General features: G+C 36.0%; 14 protein-coding genes and 4 tRNA genes. 3 read left to right on the forward strand and 15 right to left on the reverse strand.

Features of this window, described 5'->3' with window-relative positions:
• Positions 1–39: 39 nt before the first annotated feature.
• From gldL to DD829_RS21010, 5 genes are all read right to left on the reverse strand, one after another.
• Positions 40–729, reverse strand: a complete 690-nt coding sequence (gene gldL, locus DD829_RS20990) for a gliding motility protein GldL (protein WP_076392674.1) — start codon at positions 727–729, stop codon at positions 40–42.
• 57 nt (positions 730–786) lie between these two features.
• A complete protein-coding gene (gene gldK / locus DD829_RS20995) occupies positions 787–2205 on the reverse strand; it encodes a gliding motility lipoprotein GldK (protein ID WP_076392676.1) in 1419 nt (472 codons plus the stop codon).
• Positions 2206–2313: 108 nt separating this feature from the next.
• A complete protein-coding gene (glmS, locus tag DD829_RS21000; RefSeq protein ID WP_108408848.1) occupies positions 2314–4167 on the reverse strand; it encodes a glutamine--fructose-6-phosphate transaminase (isomerizing) in 1854 nt (617 codons plus the stop codon).
• A gap of 23 nt (positions 4168–4190) precedes the next feature.
• Positions 4191–5759 (reverse strand): DUF4270 domain-containing protein, encoded by a 1569-nt coding sequence (locus DD829_RS21005; RefSeq protein WP_108408849.1) that lies wholly within the window; start codon positions 5757–5759, stop codon positions 4191–4193.
• A gap of 14 nt (positions 5760–5773) precedes the next feature.
• A complete protein-coding gene (locus DD829_RS21010) occupies positions 5774–6544 on the reverse strand; it encodes a glycogen/starch synthase (protein ID WP_087711716.1) in 771 nt (256 codons plus the stop codon).
• Between the two features lie 181 nt (positions 6545–6725).
• Between DD829_RS21010 and panC the strand changes: the two genes are divergently transcribed.
• Complete coding sequence (gene panC / locus DD829_RS21015; RefSeq protein WP_116548121.1) at positions 6726–7574, forward strand: pantoate--beta-alanine ligase; 849 nt, start codon at positions 6726–6728, stop codon at positions 7572–7574.
• 185 nt (positions 7575–7759) lie between these two features.
• On the opposite strand, the gene DD829_RS21020 is transcribed toward panC, so the two are convergent.
• The 4 genes from DD829_RS21020 to DD829_RS21035 form a co-directional block, all read right to left on the reverse strand.
• Positions 7760–7832, reverse strand: a tRNA-Lys gene (locus DD829_RS21020).
• 181 nt (positions 7833–8013) lie between these two features.
• Positions 8014–8086, reverse strand: a tRNA-Lys gene (locus tag DD829_RS21025).
• Positions 8087–8160: 74 nt separating this feature from the next.
• Positions 8161–8243 (reverse strand) — tRNA-Leu (locus tag DD829_RS21030).
• A gap of 38 nt (positions 8244–8281) precedes the next feature.
• Positions 8282–8354 (reverse strand) — tRNA-Lys (locus DD829_RS21035).
• A gap of 114 nt (positions 8355–8468) precedes the next feature.
• Between DD829_RS21035 and DD829_RS21040 the strand changes: the two genes are divergently transcribed.
• Complete coding sequence (locus DD829_RS21040) at positions 8469–8984, forward strand: shikimate kinase (protein ID WP_076392687.1); 516 nt, start codon at positions 8469–8471, stop codon at positions 8982–8984.
• 9 nt (positions 8985–8993) lie between these two features.
• Here the strand turns inward: DD829_RS21040 and DD829_RS21045 are convergent, their stop codons facing one another.
• Entirely contained in the window at positions 8994–9431 is a 438-nt protein-coding gene (locus DD829_RS21045) for an RNA-binding S4 domain-containing protein (RefSeq protein WP_076392689.1), read from the reverse strand.
• Between the two features lie 57 nt (positions 9432–9488).
• Between DD829_RS21045 and DD829_RS21050 the strand changes: the two genes are divergently transcribed.
• On the forward strand, positions 9489–10235 hold the full coding sequence (locus DD829_RS21050) for a hypothetical protein (protein WP_108411016.1): 747 nt from the start codon (positions 9489–9491) through the stop codon (positions 10233–10235).
• A 47-nt stretch (positions 10236–10282) separates the two neighbouring features.
• Here the strand turns inward: DD829_RS21050 and DD829_RS21055 are convergent, their stop codons facing one another.
• The 5 genes from DD829_RS21055 to DD829_RS21075 all read right to left on the reverse strand — a co-directional run bounded on the left by DD829_RS21055 (position 10283) and on the right by DD829_RS21075 (position 16748).
• Positions 10283–11800, reverse strand: coding sequence for an FMN-binding glutamate synthase family protein (locus tag DD829_RS21055; protein ID WP_108411017.1), 1518 nt, complete (start codon positions 11798–11800; stop codon positions 10283–10285).
• 194 nt (positions 11801–11994) lie between these two features.
• Positions 11995–13341 (reverse strand): tRNA (N(6)-L-threonylcarbamoyladenosine(37)-C(2))-methylthiotransferase MtaB, encoded by a 1347-nt coding sequence (gene mtaB / locus DD829_RS21060; protein WP_108411018.1) that lies wholly within the window; start codon positions 13339–13341, stop codon positions 11995–11997.
• Between the two features lie 66 nt (positions 13342–13407).
• On the reverse strand, positions 13408–14046 hold the full coding sequence (locus DD829_RS21065; protein WP_185140326.1) for a hypothetical protein: 639 nt from the start codon (positions 14044–14046) through the stop codon (positions 13408–13410).
• Complete coding sequence (locus DD829_RS21070; RefSeq protein ID WP_108411019.1) at positions 14046–14567, reverse strand: DUF1572 family protein; 522 nt, start codon at positions 14565–14567, stop codon at positions 14046–14048. The genes DD829_RS21065 and DD829_RS21070 overlap by 1 nt, the downstream gene beginning before the upstream one ends.
• A gap of 84 nt (positions 14568–14651) precedes the next feature.
• A complete protein-coding gene (locus DD829_RS21075; protein WP_108411020.1) occupies positions 14652–16748 on the reverse strand; it encodes a T9SS type B sorting domain-containing protein in 2097 nt (698 codons plus the stop codon).
• Positions 16749–16750: the final 2 nt, after the last annotated feature.

The following is a 16750-nucleotide window of genomic DNA, read 5'->3' on the forward strand; positions in this document are numbered from 1 at the left end:
TTTTTGATTAAGTAGTTAATTTAAAAATGGTTTGGGAAATTAAGACTTCATAGCAGTTAGCATACCACCATAAACTCTGTTTAGATTGTTTAAGTTTGAAGTTAAACCTTGTAGTTCCTGATTGAATTTTTCTGATTGTTCAGCAGATTTCTGCATATCTGCAACATATTTGTTAGTAAACTCAGATTGTTTTTTAGTGCTTTCCATTTGCATTGCATATAAAGCATTCATGCTTTCCATGTGCTGCGCTGCTTTATTTAACTGCTCGTTATATTTATGAGTAGAAGCAGAAACATCAACAGTTTGGTTGATCTGATCTACTGAGCTTGAAAATTTATCGATTCCTGTTCTTAATCTTTCAAATAACTGAACATCAAGTTTAGCATCCTGAAGCATTTTGTCTAATTTGGTAGAAAGAGAGTTTTCTAATTCAGCAAATTGAGCAGAGTTGCTTTTAGATACATTTGAGTGTAATGGATTTGGGTTTGCGTGTTTATCTAATAATTCAGGATAAACGTTTTCCCAAGCATAAGACTCCTCAGATTTTGGCGGGTCGAAAGCGAAAATGATGAAGATGATAGCTTCCGTAATAAGTCCCACTGTAAGGGCCATGTTTCCGTTAATTGGTCCCAAGGTAATGTGAGTAATTTTAAGCCAAGCTCCAAGAATTACAATTGCAGCACCGAATGAATAGAAGAAATTCATCCAAGCATCTTTAGTCTTAAACATATAAGTTAGTTTTTTTTAATGTTAAATAAAATTTATCGAAAAATAATGGTGATTGAATTATCTGTTAACTTTTCTTGGTTTAACAGCAGCTTCAGGAATATCCTGTACAGTTCTGAATCCGATATAACTTCTTGCAGAGTCTTTTCTTTCCCAGTCTCTTGCACCGTTCATAAGCATATATCCTACATCTTTCCAAGATCCTCCTCTGATAGATTTCTTAGTATCTGCCAAATCTTTCGTAGAAGGATTTAAAGTAGATGAGAATCCGTATGAAGAGTTGTTGTAATCAGATGATGTCCATTCAGAAACGTTTCCAGCCATATCAAATAACCCAAATCCATTTTTCTTAAATTTCTTAACTGGAGCTGTATATGTATAAGTACCTTTTTTGTCGTCTTCCATATAGTTACCTCTCTTCGGTTTGAAGTTTGCCAAGTAGCAACCTCTGTCGTCCATTAAGTAAGGACCTCCCCAAGGATAAGTAGCATTTTGCATTCCTCCTCTTGCAGCATATTCCCACTCGATTTCCGTAGGCAGCCTGAACTGCAATGGTCTTTGTTTTCTTCTTTTTAAGCTTTCGTTATAATCAGATTTCAATTTAGATCTGAAGTTACAGTATGCTCTTGCCTGATCCCAGGTTACCCCAACTACAGGATAATCTTTGTAAGCTTTGTGCCAGAAATACTGCTCAAACAAAGGCTCGTTATAAGCAAAATGGAAATCTTTTACCCAAACAGTAGTGTCCGGATAAATGGCAATGCTTTCGCTTCTAAGATAGTTTACCCCTCTTTCTTTTTCAGCCATTGCTACATCCATATCTCCCCATCTGTAAGTATACTTCAATTTACTAACGTCAAGGATTCTTTCATTACCGATTCTTGAAGAAGCTGGTAAATACATAGATTCTAAAACTTCCGCATATTCTACATCCGGATATTTAGATGTACTCCAGTGCAAAGGAACTTTCCAGTCGATTTTTTTCGTTGGATCGTAGTTTCCTTCGTTTCCACCGCCTTGTCCTTCTAAATATTCCTGATATGGTGTTAAATTCTCTTCTTTCTGAGCAAGGTATGCATAATCTCCGATGCTTGTTCCTTTACCTTTACCTTCACCACCTTCTCCGGCAGCTTCAGCAAGTAAAGTTCTTGCGATAGAATCTCTTACATAATTGATAAATACCCTGTATTCCGCATTAGTAGTTTCTGCTTCATCCATGAAGAAAGAAGAAACAGTAACAGTTTTTGCCGGAGCCTTTTCAGGACTGTTTGTGAAATCCTGATCAGTTAATCCTGCAACAAACGATCCTGCAGGAATAGCTACCATTCCGTAAGGTCTTTCTGCAACAAATGATTTTGTTTTTTCTCTAGGTATCAATTCTCCTTTTGTTCCCGGTTTACCCACTGAAGAGGCTCCCCCACCTGAACAAGATACCGATGCTACCGACGCAGACAATAATAAAAGAAATATCCTTTTCATGTTAATTTTTATAATTAAGCCGTAAATATATAATTTTTTTAAGAAACTTTTAAGATTTTTTTTGAAATAACGGAAGAAATCTAAATTTATTTTATTTACAAGTAATTTTTATTCTACCGTTACAGATTTCGCAAGGTTTCTAGGCTGGTCTACGTTAGCTCCGCGATACACTGCAATATAGTATGCCAACAACTGTAGAGGCACTGATGCAACGATTGGAGAGAAACATTCTGATGTTTCCGGAATTTCAATAACGTAATCTGCCATCGCACTTACCTGCGTGTCTCCTTTATTTACAACAGCAATAATTTTTCCTTTTCTTGCTTTAATTTCCTGAACGTTGCTTACAATTTTATCATAATGTCCTTTTTTAGGAGCAATGATAACAATAGGCATATTTTCATCAATTAAAGCAATAGGACCGTGCTTCATTTCTGCAGCAGGGTATCCTTCAGCATGAATATAAGAGATTTCTTTTAATTTTAAAGCACCTTCAAGTGCTGCAGGATAGTTGTATCCTCTTCCTAAATATAAGAAATTTGTTGCACTTACAAAGTCCTTCGCGATATTTTGTACCAACTCGTGAGTCGTTCCCAAAACATCTTCTATTTTTTTAGGAATGGCATCCAGTTCAGCAATTAAGCTCATGAATTCAGCATTTCCTAAATTTCCATTATGTTTTCCTAATTTCAGAGCTATTAAAGAGAGAATGGTTAACTGTGCGGTAAATGCTTTTGTAGAAGCTACTCCGATTTCAGGACCAGCATGCGTGTAAGATCCAGCGTCTGTAATTCTTGCAATAGATGAATCTACGACATTACAAATACCATAAATAAATGCTCCTCTTTCTTTAGCCAATTTTAAAGCTGCCATGGTATCTGCAGTCTCTCCTGACTGAGAAATAGCAATAACAACATCTTTATCTGTAATAATCGGATTTCTGTATCTGAATTCAGAAGCATATTCTACTTCAACAGGAATTCTTGCATATTCTTCAATTAGATATTCTCCAATAAGTCCTGCGTGCCAAGAAGTTCCGCAAGCAATAATAATGATTCTATTGGCATTTTTAAATTTCTCGATATGATCCCAGATTCCTGCCATTTTTATAACTCCTTCATCTACAATAAGTCTTCCTCTCATCGTATCATGAACGGATTTAGGCTGTTCGAAAATTTCTTTTAGCATGAAATGTTCATAACCTCCTTTTTCAATCTGCTCTAGACTTAATTTAAGCTCCTGAATTTCCGGTTCAATTTTAGAGTTCTCACTGATGGTTCTGATGTCTACTCCATTTTCAAGAGAAATCGTTGCCATGTGACCTTCTTCAAGATAAATAGCCTCTTTCGTAAATTCTACGAACGGAGATGCATCTGAAGCGATAAAATATTCTTTATCTCCAATTCCTATTGCCAAAGGAGATCCTAATCTTCCTACAACTAAAACACCCGGAAAATCTTCATGCATTACTGTAATCGCATATGCTCCATATACTTCATTAAGGGCATATCTTACTGCGGTAGGAAAATCCATTTCAGTATTTAAATCCATAAAATACTGTACTAGATTTACTAAAACTTCCGTATCTGTTTCAGATTTAAATGTAAATCCTTTTTCAGTAAGCATCGTTTTAATCGTATCATAATTTTCAATGATCCCATTATGAACAAGTGCTATTTTTCCGTTATTGGATAAATGTGGATGAGAATTTCTGTCGCTGGGAACACCATGTGTAGCCCAACGTGTATGTCCCATACCAATTTTTGCAACTCCTTTTAACTGACTGGAAATATTTACCAAATCATCTACCTTACCTTTTGTTTTCTCAACTTCAAGTTTATTCTCCGCATTTTCAAGAACAATTCCGGCACTATCGTACCCTCTGTATTCTAATCTTCTAAGACCGTTAATTACAATATCGTAAGCGTCCTGAAAACCTGTATATCCAACGATTCCGCACATATTTTTATCAAGTGTATTTTAAATTATTTTGTACCGTAAATTACTTTTAACTGAACCCTGTTCGGATTTCCTGCCTGCGATCCCACAAAAACAGCTCTGTATGTATTATATGGTGTTGTAGTGAATTTATATCCTGCTAAACTGGTTCCATCAGAATTAGTCTGGAAGGACCCCATATCAATTCTAAAATATTTTGTAGTATTATCTGCTGAAGTTTCTACAAAATCTTTAACCGATTTGGTAACTATAAAATCATAATATGTAGGATTTTTATCATAATCAAAAATCTTATAAATACTATAATTGTTAGAACCTGCTAAATTTAGTATATCAGAAGTAAAAGCTGTTATAGTTTTATCTGGGGTAGATGAACTGAGGTCTTTATATTTTTGCACAATCGTAAGTTCTCTTGGCTTAGCCAAATTATTGTTCCAATCTGTAGGATCTGTATATATTCTCACTTTAGCACTAATTATAGCCGCTTTGTCGTTTTGATACAATTGCTTAAGCTGATTAATAGTTTCATCTGGAATTTTAATACCTATTGATGGACCTCCCATTCCCTGTAAAAATAATTTCGGAGCACCATTACTTTGATTTCCAATTGTAGCCGATGCCCATGCAGAACCAGTTCTGTCATATTGATATTGCCCAATATGTGTATTGGCAGAACCTAATGCAAATGAATATGTTGTCTGCGGTCTTGTAGTAGTCCCATTTTCTGTTTTATCATACTTATAGTACATGATAAGTTCCATGTCGTTTGGTGAGAACTGGAATAAATATCCATCCTGTTCGTCAACAGAAATTCTAAGGCCCTTAAAGTATCTTATGAAATTTGAAGCATCCTGAAGTTCAGGCTGATCTTTCTTAGCTATAATTCTACTTTGGAAAAAATTTTTATCCAACGGAATTCTGATTCCTGGAGTTGATGCAGTAAATAAAGCTGCTCCGCCATCATCTTTGGTAATAGCAACAGAACTCACATATCCTTTAAACTGCTTTGATCCCAAATCTGAACCAATATCAAAAGTCTGATTAGATTTGGCACTATCAGAAACACCTTTTAAGAATGTATTTACTTCATGAACTCTTAAATTAAATGTTTTTTTCGCCTTCCCAAATTTTAAAACAGGATATGTATTTACTACTTTTTTAGCATTAACACTCCCGTCAGCGGCTGTAGTGTAAGTATAGCTGTCATCCACTGTATTGGTTGTAACACTGTCAGTAGCATATCTTGGTTTCATAACCAAAACTACAGAATCGACTACTGCATTTGTTCCAAAATCAGGATCGTATGTTGAGAGTCTAAGCTGCGTTAGATAAGAAGCTTTTTGCATTCCGAATTGCCCTTCACTGAAAGCACCTAAGACAGCATAAGTTAATTTTGAGGCATCACTTCGGATACTATCATTATTGTTTATATTGAATGCAGTAACATCAAAAGATTTTTCATTTCCCTGTGCAGCACCATCTAAGAATAATTGCTCACCCAATGTATCTGCATCCGGCTCACAATTATAAAGTAATGCACTTCCGAAAACCACCATAGAAAAAACGGTGATTGCTTTTTTAATAGTATGAATCATTAAAAATGTGTTTTTTAATAAATTTGATTTATAGAATCTACGTCAAGATATTCCGATTTGGGAGTAGAACTTTCGTTGAAAGCTTTATCTAAGTCTTCATCTAAAAATTCATCTCCTTTTACAACCATATCTACGTAGTTCATGCTTTCGATCACAAAAGATTTTACACTCGGATTATCTAACGCTTTTAATCCTGAAATATTATCAAACTTCAGTTTTTCGTCGATATTGGAAGCTAAAGATGCATCTTTCTCATTGTATAATGAAAGAACGATTTTGGCATCCTTGAAATAAGTATCTGTTTCGTAATAGGTTTTCAGATAAATCGGAACAAAAGAAGCCATCCATCCGTTCAGATGAATAACATCCGGAACCCAATTCAGTTTCTTAATGGTTTCAATTACTCCTCTGGCAAAAAATATTGCTCTTTCATCATTATCCTCAAAAGGCTGTCCTTCATCATCAAAATAATATTGTTTTCTTTTGAAATACTCTTCGTTATCAATAAAGTAAACCTGAAGTCTTTCCCCCGGAAGAGACGCTACTTTAATAATAAGAGGCTGATCCAGATCATTAATAATAATATTCATTCCTGAAAGGCGGATCACCTCATGAAGCTGGAATTTTCTTTCACTTATTTGTCCAAATCTTGGCATAAAAACTCTTACATCATTGCCTTCTTGGTGCATCTTAAGTGCCATTTTGTTTACCACTGCAGCCATATTTGTATCTTCCTGATATGGATACATCTCTGTAGTAATGTACAGTATTTTTTGATTCGGCATAAATTTCTATCTAATTTTTGTAAAAATGCTTTAATGTGCAAAATTACGAAAAAACATTCATTATTATTTTAATTAACATTTTTTTACGATAATTCCCTTTCTAAAATTATTAAAACTAGGACTTCATGTGTCATAATTATATGATATTTTTAGTATTTTTGAATTACTATTAAAATAAACTATGGAAGTTCTAAAAAGTAAAAAAGTTCTTCAGGATTTCATTGAAAGACAGAAAGAAATGGGCAAAAAGATAGGTTTTGCACCTACCATGGGAGCCCTTCATGACGGACATTTATCACTATATAAAGCAGCCAGAGAAGAAAATGATCTGGTGATATCATCAATTTTTGTTAATCCTACCCAGTTTAACAATCGGGAAGACCTCGAAAAGTATCCCCGAGATATCAACAGAGATATTTCCATCCTTGAAAAATCCGGTCTGGTAGATGCTGTTTACATTCCTGAAGTTACAGATATTTATCCTGAAAAAACAGAAAGCAAGCATTATGATTTTGACGGACTGGAAAATGAAATGGAAGGAAAATCCCGACCGGGGCATTTTGACGGTGTAGGAACGGTTGTAGAAGAACTTTTCAGTCAGGTAAAGCCCGATAATGCTTATTTCGGAGAAAAAGACTTCCAGCAACTGGCAATTATCAAAAAAATGGCTGAAAAGAAAAAACTTCTCATCAATATTAAGGGAGTTCCTATTTACAGAGCAGAGAACGGACTTGCTTTAAGCTCCCGAAACCAGAGACTTCATGAGAACCGAAGAGTAGCCTCTGCTGTTATTTATGAAACACTTAAAAAAGTAAACGATTGGTTCAGAGTCATCACCGTTCCGGAAATCAAAGCCAGAGTGCAGGATATTTTTGATCAGCAGAGAGGAATGCAATTGGAATACTTTCTAATCGCTGATGAAGAAACACTGAAAGAAACAGACTTTTTTTACAAAGACCGAAAATTCCGTGCATTTATTGTAGTTGTTGTGGATGGAGTAAGACTAATCGACAATATGCCTCTGGATTAATTCAATCAAATTCAAAATCATCTTAAACTAACAAGCGTTGCTCTCATAGGCAACGCTTGTTAGTTTCACTCTATGCCTATAAATGAAGGTAGATTATATAAAAAATCAAAGGCTTCTTACGAAGCCTTTGAAACACCAAATCACAAAATATTAATATGAAAAAAATTTACTTTTCAGTAAACTTGTGACCCGGCTGGGATTCGAACCCAGGACCCATACATTAAAAGTGTATTGCTCTACCAGCTGAGCTACCGAGTCGGTCACTTAATTTGAATTTACTTTTTAAAAAGTAATATTCTTTTTTTAAGAGCTGCAAAGATACAAATTATTTTGTTCCTGCAAAATTTATTTTTCAAAATCAAAGGCTTCTTGAGAAAGCCCTTGAAACACCAAATCACAAAATATTAATATGAAAAAAATTTACTTTTCAGTAAACTTGTGACCCGGCTGGGATTCGAACCCAGGACCCATACATTAAAAGTGTATTGCTCTACCAGCTGAGCTACCGAGTCGTCACAATTAATAGGATTAAATATAAAATTAAAATTCTAAACTTTACTATTAATTATTCAAATTTTCTGCATTGTGCCTGCGACTGGACTCGAACCAGCACATCCTTAGGAAACCACCCCCTCAAGATGGCGTGTCTACCAATTTCACCACGCAGGCAATAAAAACTACAAAAATCCAGTAATCTTTTTTGCTTGTGACCCGGCTGGGATTCGAACCCAGGACCCATACATTAAAAGTGTATTGCTCTACCAGCTGAGCTACCGAGTCGGTCACTTTATCAACGATTAACACAGTGATAATGTCCCTCGTTTTTAGTGGTGCAAAGATATGAGTTTTTTCTTTATCTCAAAACTTTTTTGCAAATTTGTTTAAAAAAAATTCATGATAATTTCACTGGTCGGATACATGGGAAGTGGCAAATCTCACATTTCCAAAATATTAAGCGATAAACTCAATTTTAAATTAATTGATCTTGATAAAGAGATTTCCAAAAGAAACAAAATGACAATCCCCGAAATCTTCGATAAAAAGGGAGAAATCTATTTTAGAAAGCTGGAAAGAGAGACATTGGAAGAAATTCTTGCGTCCGAAAAAAATACAATTTTAAGTCTTGGGGGAGGAACTCCTGTTTACTATAATAATATGGAAATCATCAACCATAATTCAAAAAGTGTTTTTTTAAGGGCTTCTGTTGCAACTTTAACAGAAAGACTTTCTAAACAGAAGGAAAAAAGACCTTTAATTGCAAATATTACTGATGAAAATCTTGCAGAATTTATAGCCAAGCATTTATTCGAAAGGAATGATTTTTATAATAAAGCACAGATCAGCATAATTACAGACAACAGAACTCCGGAAGACATTGTGAATGAAATAACAGAAAAGCTCTATCTCTAGAGCTTTTTGTTAATCTTCGTTTTCAGAGTCGTCCCCATTTTCGCCAAAGAAATCGTCCCAGTCCGTAAAATCTGAGGCAATATCATTTTCTACGTAATCGTCCATATCTCTGCGGTCTTTTTTCGTAGGTCTTCCCTCACCTTTATTCCGGTAATAATCCTGAGACATTTTACGCATTTTTAACAGCTCATACTGTTCCTTATCAGTCACATCTTTTATATGAAGAGGAACAAGCTTTGCTCCGATCCTGCTTTTAGGAATCTGAATTACTTTAATTTGATAGTCAATCTGATTTTTACGGATCTTAATTACATCTCCTTCCTTCACCTCTTTAGAAGACTTTACAACCGACGCACCGATAGACACTCTGTTCTTTTTAATCTCCTCAGTAGCAATGGTTCTGGTCTTATAAAAACGAATGCTCCATAAAAATTTATCTATTCTCATAATTTTTTATACTTTTGTCGTTATATTATTTGTAAAGTAATTAAAGTTTTTTGAAAAATGAAAAAAATATTTTTATATATCCTTGCTGGATCTCTTTGTTTCACGGCATGTAAAAAGGATGATGAAGTTGAAACATTTGTAGAACCGGAAGATATCTCGGTAAGAAATTCATATGATGATCAGGCGATCCAAAAGTTTATGAATGACAATTACCTTGATTCACAAGGAAATATAAAAGCATTCAGCTCTACAGATACTTCTGATGATAATGAGAAAAAATTATCTGAGCTGAGTCCCGTAAAACTTTCTTCCGGGGTTATTTATATTGTAAGAAACGGAGCACAGCCAACCTCAGGAGTAACTCTTGAAACGAATCCGGAAGCAACAAATGCCACTCAGATCAGAACGATGATGAGAGCAAATTATTACCTTGCAACAAATACCGATGGTAATGTAGCATTTACAACATCAGGAGTTTTAGCCAACACAATCAACGGAAGTGGTTCTCCTTTAACGGACCCGATGTTTTATTATGTGAAAAAGAGTGTTAAAGAAGCGGCTAGTAAAGAAAGAAGCTATTACGAGATAGAAGGTTTACAGGAAGGATTAAAATACTTTCAGGGATACGCAAATTTATCAGACGGTGATGCATATAATTTACAGGGTGTAATTATCGTTCCTTCAAGAGCTGCTTTCGGAAGAGATACCCACTATAATTATACAGGGTATTCACTCCAAAATAATTGTTTTGTATTCAATTTTCAAATTTACAAAGCTAATCAGAGACCTGTTCTAGAACAATAAAAAATAAAGCGCTTCCCAATAAGAAGCGCTTTTTTATTTGCTTAAAATTAATACTTAGCTTTCTGCTTTACATTTCCTAAAATATCCGGAAAATAGAGATCTGCTAAATGATCAAACTCATCGCCCCTCATGAACATTGTGGCATCTACTTCTTCGTAAGAACTTCTTCCTGCCGCTGCAATCAGTTCATTGCATGTATGAAGCGTATTTTTATGAAAATGATACACTCTTTCTGCTTTATCCGTAACATCAAGTCCTTTAATTAACATTTTATCCTGAGTAGCAACTCCTGTCGGACACATATTATTATTACACCTTAAAGCCTGAATACAGCCCAAAGAGAACATAAATCCTCTCGCATTATTACACATATCTGCACCCATCGCGATTGCTCTTAAGATGTCAAGACTTGTAAGAACTTTTCCACTTGCAATCACTCTTAATTTACTTCTTAAATTATAATTATTCAGTGTTCTGTTAACAAAAATCAAAGCAGGTTCCAAAGGCATTCCTACTCCATCTGAGAATTCCGGCGGTGCGGCTCCGGTTCCTCCTTCAGCTCCGTCAATGGTTATAAAATCCGGATAAATCTTCAAAACATTCATCTGGACGCAGATATCTTCAAATTCTTTGGTATCGCCGATGCACAACTTAAATCCAACAGGTTTTCCTCCGGAAAGTTCTCTTAACTGCTGTACAAACCTCAGCAAACCTGCAGCATCAGAAAAAGAAGTATGTGAAGGCGGTGAAATAATCGTCATTCCCGGCGTGACGTGACGGATTTTTGCAATTTCCGGTGTATTTTTAACAGCCGGTAAAACTCCGCCATGACCTGGTTTTGCCCCTTGAGATAATTTAATTTCAATCATCTTTACATTGGGTAAAGTGGAATATTTTTTAAACAATTCCGGATTGAATTTACCTTCTTCATCACGACAGCCGAAATATCCTGTCCCAATCTGCCAGCAAAGATCTCCTCCTTCCAGATGATGCGGAGAAATTCCCCCTTCTCCCGTATTGTGGTAAAAATTTCCTTTTTTAGCGCCTCTGTTTAAAGAAATCTGAGCGCGGTCGCTTAACGCCCCGAAACTCATTGCCGAAATATTAAATAACGAAGCATGATAAGGCTGAGAACACTGCTCTCCTCCTACCCAGACTCTCGGAAGCTCTTCCATCGGAGATTTTGCATAAATGGAATGCTTAATTCCTTCATATTTTCTGTGGTTAACTTCGAGCTGTGTTCCGAAAGGCACAGTATCACTTAAATTTTTGGCTCTTCTGTACACCGCAGAACGCTGATTTCTCGGAAAAGGTTTTCCATCGGTTTCTCTTTCAATAAAATACTGCTGCATTTCCGGGGAAATACTCTCAAAAAAGTATCTGAAATAGCCCAAAACAGGAAAATTTCTTAAAATAGCGTGCTTAGATTGGGTAATGTTGTAAATCCCTATTGCGTACACAGCGGTTAGCAAAACAGGAATCCACCAATCTGCCCTTATTAAAAAAGCAACCGACCACGCAACGACGAGAATAATAGCTCCCCAAAGCAAAAATTTGTCTCTCATATCATTTTGAATTTTACCAAAGTTAAAAAATTTAAATTGATATGACCGGTCTGAGAAACATGAAAAAGATGAATGAAAGAAGTTATTTTTGGATTAAATGTGATGATTTCAGGTTTCGATTTCATTAAAACAAAAAAAGACATCACTCTGATAGCAATGTCTGAATTATTTTAAATGAATTGTTTAAAAGAATATTAAATTTTCTCGAGAAAACTCTCAAAGGAATTCATCACAGAAACGGTTCCGTCCGCTTCTATTTTTTCAAGCTTTAAGAATTCAATCTGATTGACTGAAGCCTGATCGAAATTCTTCTGAACCCTCACATAATTCTCTGTGAAGCCAAACATTTTTCCGTCTTTGTTTTCGTGTTCCCAAAGTACAGGAAGTGTTTTTCCAAGCTGGGTCTGGTAAAATGCCATCTTTTTCTTTTCAGATAAAATTCTAAGCATTTTATTGCGTCTTTTTCTTTCAGGAATCGGAACTACGCCTTCCATTTCTGCCGCTTCCGTATTTTCCCTTTCAGAATAGGTGAAAACGTGCAGATAAGTTATTGGAAGCTCATTCAGGAAGTTATATGTTTCCATAAACAGTTCTTCTGTTTCTCCGGGAAAACCGACAATTACATCCACACCAATCGCTGCATCCGGCATTACCTCACGGATTTTATTAACTCTATCGGTATATAATTTCGTTAAATAACGGCGTTTCATTTTTTTCAGCAATTCATCGCTTCCCGATTGTAAAGGAATATGAAAATGCGGAACAAAACTTTTGCTTTTCGAAACCAGTTCTATGCTTTCATCTTTCAACAGATTCGGCTCGATGGAAGAAATACGGATTCTTTCGATGCCTTCAACCTGATCAAGCTCAGAAATTAAATCTAAAAAAGTATGTTCATGTCTTTTGTTTCCAAATTCTCCTTTTCCGTAATCTCCGATGTTTACGCCTGTAAGAACGATTTCCTTGATGTCTCTTTCAGCAATCTCTTTGGCATTTTTTAATACATTTTCGATGGTATCGGAACGGGAAATCCCTCTTGCCAAAGGAATCGTACAGTAGGTACATTTGTAATCGCAACCGTCCTGAACTTTCAGAAAAGCTCTGGTTCTGTCTCCGATGGAGTAACTTCCAATAAAAAAATCTGTTTCTTCAATTTCGCATGAATGAACGATCCCTTCGTTTTCAGATTTCTCCAGATCATCAAGATAGCTCAGAATATTGAATTTTTCTTTGGCTCCTAAAACCAAATCTACCCCTTCAATCTGTGAAATTTCCTCAGGTTTCAACTGTGCATAACATCCCACGATTACAACCAGACCATCCGGATTGGCTTTCATGGCTCTTTTTACGTGAAGTTTGCATTCGCGGTCGGCATTTTCAGTTACCGAACAGGTGTTGATAACATACACATTCGCTTTTTCATCAAAACTTACCTTTTCGTAACCTGCTTCTGTTAATTGACGGGCAATGGTAGATGTTTCCGCAAAATTTAATTTGCAGCCAAGAGTATGAAATGCGGCAGTTCTTTGAAATTGAGACATTTATTGATTCTGAATTTTGTGGGTGCAAAGATAATAATTTTAAGATGAATTCTGAATTGATTCAGTCTATTGATTAAATTCATCCCTTATTTCCAGACTGTTCTGGTAACAAACCAGAGACGAATTATGAATTTCATGCTCATCAATTTGCTGCAAATCCATGATACATTGTTCTCTGATATTCCACAATTCATCTAAACTGTAAGTGATGCGCTCTTCATTCAGCCACTTTTCAAGAAAATCTTTATGAAATGAAATTTTCTGAGCCCCAATTTCGTTGAATTCTATTTCCTTTTCAATCAGTAGTTTATCTTTAAATTGATGATAATGTGAGCTGCGGTTCGTAAAATCGAAATATTCGTTATCAATTTTGAGATAATTATGCGCTTCCGGAATGTATTTCAAATTAAATTTTTGCAAAGTACCGCTAATTTTCGGAGTGTATTCTGCATCCATTTTAAAAATTCCAAGAATGAGCTTTACATCGCTGTGATGGTTTTCCAGAGCAAGTTTTCTCAGGGCGGCGTGTTTTGTACTGCAGGTTCCGCCAAAATCATCAAAAACACATTCGACTCTGCTTTTATCATTATTTCTTTTGTAAGGGAGCATTGAAACATATTGGCACGCAGAATGAAAATCTGTGATGTTTCTATTTAAAAATTCATCAGAAATAATTCCTTTATTTTGAATCGTAAAATTCTTCATTACTGCTGTCTGAATTTACTGATCATTTCAGAATTAAATTCCTGCGATTTGTTTCTCGGAATAGAAAGGCTTTTCCAATCTTCATTCTTCATCATTTTTGCGATATACACAATCTGTCCGATATGATAAGGATAATGCGCCAACTGACGGAAAACAGCATCCATAAACGTATGTGCTTCATTTCTTATGTAAATTATGGAATGTACATTTTCATCATTCATCTGGTTCAGAGCGTCAAAAAAACATTTCCAGCCTTTTTCCCAATATTCCAGAACCTCAGCTTTTGTTTTAAAAGTATCAACAAATTCTTCATCCCTGTTCCGCCATGATTTTTCGCCGTCTTCGGTTAAAAAATTAGTCCATCTGGATAACATATTTCCGGCGATATGCTTAACAATAATCGCTACAGAATTGCTTTCTTCATTAAACTGCCAGAAAATCTGTTCATCTGAAAGCTGCTCAAAAGATTGATCACCGAGCATTTTATAGTATTCAAAACGTTTTATCAATAAATCTTTCATGATGTAAATTTGAATATCTAAGATAGGGATTTTACAAAACAAAAACCGTTACACAGGCAACGGTTTTCTATTGAGTTCTGAAAATTATTCCCTGTTTTTCACCATTACCCAGCCGGAATATTTGAATAAGGTGTTCTTTTTATCATTTTCGCTCCAAGAAACCGAATACCAGTAAGTTCCTGTTGGGACTTTTTTACCTCCGATGGTTCCGTCCCACGTATAATTTCTGAATTTATCCGCCTTGAAAACAAGCGTTCCGTACCTGTCGAAAACACTCAACACCAAATTCTGTTTATATCCTAAAGCTGAATAATTGATCACATCATTTACTCCGTCTCCGTTCGGTGTAATTACATTTACCAAATTAGGAACCACCACAGTAATATCAATCGGTTCGCAATTGTAGGCATCTTTTACAAAAACTCTGCTGTCTCCTCTCGGAAGGTTTGTAAATACGTTGGAATCCTGCCATTTGATTCCGTCAAGAGAATATTTGTACGGAGCTGTTCCACCTGAAACATTTACCGTTATGGTATTATTGGTAACATCAACTGATGAAATTACTGGCTGTTCCGAAGCATACACTTTTACACTTTGCTTGATAATACAGTCGCCACTTTTTAATTTCACCCAATACGTTCCTACTCCTACATTATTGATGGTCTGTGTTGTTGCACCTGTACTCCACTCATAACTCGTAAATCCGGAACCTGCATCCAGTGTGGTTCGGTCTTCCATACAGATAATTTTGTCTTTCAGAACATTGGAATATACCGGCTGAATGACAACTAAATTCACTTTCGCAATTGCAAAACAATTGTTAGAATTAAATACTTTGATGTAAATAACGCCATTTGGAGCGATGTAATTTGAGAATAATACAATTTCATTGGTTCCGTTTTGGGCATCTGCTAAAGAAGGATAATATTTTTTAGTCGTTCCGCTTTGCGTGGTGACGGCTGCAAGACTGAGATTAAATGCTCCCGTTGAAGGATTAGCTTCAATAAAGCAGGTTCTTAAAGTGGCCTCGGTAACCACAACAACCGGATAAAATTTCAGAATAATCTGTGCAATAGCTACACAACCATATTGAGAAGTAATTTTAACATACACCGTTCCTTCTGCCGAAACGAAATTAGTGGTGTTTGTAATAGGATTTATTCCCGCATTAAGATCTGAAAGTGAATTATAATAAACCTTTACTGCGGTAGGATCTCCAAAAACAGCAGCGGAAGTTAAATCGTAAATTCCGGTTCCGGCATTGTTGTTATTACAACTGTAGAGCGTAACATTGGTTCCTGAAATATTTCCGTATTTAAATTTGAAAGCTCCCACCTGTCTGCAGGAATTAATAGGGTTATTCGGGTTTGCAGGATCCTGATAATGGATACTGTAATAATATGTTGTGGCAGTATTAACGGTAATCGGCGACACAATAGGATTTGCTCCGGAAAGTGCTTCATTCTGTGAAGTATGATAACTGATCTGGAAATTGCTGTTGCCATTAAGAATACCGGAAGACAAGGTACTGAAATTAAAAACCATGGGATTTTCGCAGACAATAATTTCTCGCGGATTGGCAGGATTGGCAGCCGGAACTCCCGGCGGAGTAAATGGATGAGTCTGAATATTAGGATTTGTAAACGGCGAAGCCAATGTTGCCGTTCCTCCCCAATTTAGAGAAAACGGAGCCATTGTAGGATTAAAAACATCTACCCAGTTATCTATATACAAATAGTAAGTCTGCCCTGGTAAAACATCCATATATTTACAGTAAGGCGTTAACGATCCTCCTGCAGCACTTATAATGGTGCTCGTCATATTCATGCCTGTGGAAGCTCCGACTCCGATAACGGTGGCTGCATTACAGCGAACCGGAGAACCAAGACTTGCACAGTTCACATTCGGTCCGTAAATCGCCCAGTCGTAATCTGCTCCCGGATCTGTAGGAACGAGATCGAAAGTAAGCGTTCCGCCTGTTGCAATGGTAAATTTATACCAGATTGAATTGTGCTCACCGGAAGATAAACATCCTCCTAAATTTTCATTAACGGCCCCGATTCCCGTCGGAGAATACGTTATACTGGAATTTCCGCATACTGCAAGTGCTGATGAACAGTCTGCCTGAGCGAAAATAAAAGATGAAATAAAAAGCAAGAAAAGAAGTAGAGTTTTTTTCATAT

This window comes from Chryseobacterium sp. HMWF035, assembly GCF_003094695.1.
Classification (GTDB): domain Bacteria; phylum Bacteroidota; class Bacteroidia; order Flavobacteriales; family Weeksellaceae; genus Chryseobacterium; species Chryseobacterium gambrini.

Bases quoted from the DNA above. Each gene is read 5' to 3' on its own strand.
- gldL (WP_076392674.1), bottom strand. From the start codon at position 729: ATGTTTAAGACTAAAGATGCTTGGATGAATTTCTTCTATTCATTCGGT.
- gldK (WP_076392676.1), bottom strand. From the start codon at position 2,205: ATGAAAAGGATATTTCTTTTATTATTGTCTGCGTCGGTAGCATCGGTA.
- glmS (WP_108408848.1), bottom strand. From the start codon at position 4,167: ATGTGCGGAATCGTTGGATATACAGGTTTTCAGGACGCTTACGATATT.
- DD829_RS21005 (WP_108408849.1), bottom strand. From the start codon at position 5,759: ATGATTCATACTATTAAAAAAGCAATCACCGTTTTTTCTATGGTGGTT.
- DD829_RS21010 (WP_087711716.1), bottom strand. From the start codon at position 6,544: ATGCCGAATCAAAAAATACTGTACATTACTACAGAGATGTATCCATAT.
- panC (WP_116548121.1), top strand. From the start codon at position 6,726: ATGGAAGTTCTAAAAAGTAAAAAAGTTCTTCAGGATTTCATTGAAAGA.
- DD829_RS21040 (WP_076392687.1), top strand. From the start codon at position 8,469: ATGATAATTTCACTGGTCGGATACATGGGAAGTGGCAAATCTCACATT.
- DD829_RS21045 (WP_076392689.1), bottom strand. From the start codon at position 9,431: ATGAGAATAGATAAATTTTTATGGAGCATTCGTTTTTATAAGACCAGA.
- DD829_RS21050 (WP_108411016.1), top strand. From the start codon at position 9,489: ATGAAAAAAATATTTTTATATATCCTTGCTGGATCTCTTTGTTTCACG.
- DD829_RS21055 (WP_108411017.1), bottom strand. From the start codon at position 11,800: ATGAGAGACAAATTTTTGCTTTGGGGAGCTATTATTCTCGTCGTTGCG.
- mtaB (WP_108411018.1), bottom strand. From the start codon at position 13,341: ATGTCTCAATTTCAAAGAACTGCCGCATTTCATACTCTTGGCTGCAAA.
- DD829_RS21065 (WP_185140326.1), bottom strand. From the start codon at position 14,046: ATGAAGAATTTTACGATTCAAAATAAAGGAATTATTTCTGATGAATTT.
- DD829_RS21070 (WP_108411019.1), bottom strand. From the start codon at position 14,567: ATGAAAGATTTATTGATAAAACGTTTTGAATACTATAAAATGCTCGGT.
- DD829_RS21075 (WP_108411020.1), bottom strand. From the start codon at position 16,748: ATGAAAAAAACTCTACTTCTTTTCTTGCTTTTTATTTCATCTTTTATT.